Source organism: Oleiphilus sp. HI0132 (assembly GCF_001635845.1).
The window spans coordinates 1-430 of record NZ_LWGJ01000940.1 but is presented as its reverse complement, the minus strand read 5'-3'; the positions used below and the strand labels follow the sequence as shown (position 1 = coordinate 430).

The 430-nt window shown below is 47.4% G+C and carries 1 protein-coding gene; it reads left to right on the top strand.

Annotation, left to right across the window (positions count from 1 at the left end; genetic code table 11):
- The coding region (locus A3766_RS10560; protein ID WP_304440964.1) for a uroporphyrinogen decarboxylase family protein at positions 1-430 on the top strand (430 nt) is incomplete at both ends.

Sequence of the window (430 nt, the reverse complement as noted above, 5' to 3'; positions counted from 1 at the left end):
AGAATGATCGATTTCTGAGAGCGCTAGAGCGTAAGCCGGTTGATGTGACGCCTGTATGGATGATGCGTCAAGCTGGGCGTTATCTGCCAGAGTATAAAGCGACCAGAGCGCAAGCCGGTGACTTTATGAGTCTGTGTAAGAATAAAGAACTAGCATGCGAGGTCACAATTCAGCCTCTTGAGCGCTACAAGCTCGACGCTGCAATTCTGTTTTCTGATATCTTGACGATTCCGGACGCAATGGGTTTGGGTCTTTATTTCGAAACGGGTGAGGGGCCTCGTTTCAAGAAGATTGTTCGAACAGCAGAGGATGTCGAGAAACTACCTATAGTTGATACCTCTAAAGACTTGACTTACGTAACGGATGCAGTGAGCACCATACGTAAAGAGTTGAATGGACGTGTTCCGTTGATTGGTTTCTCTGGGAGTCC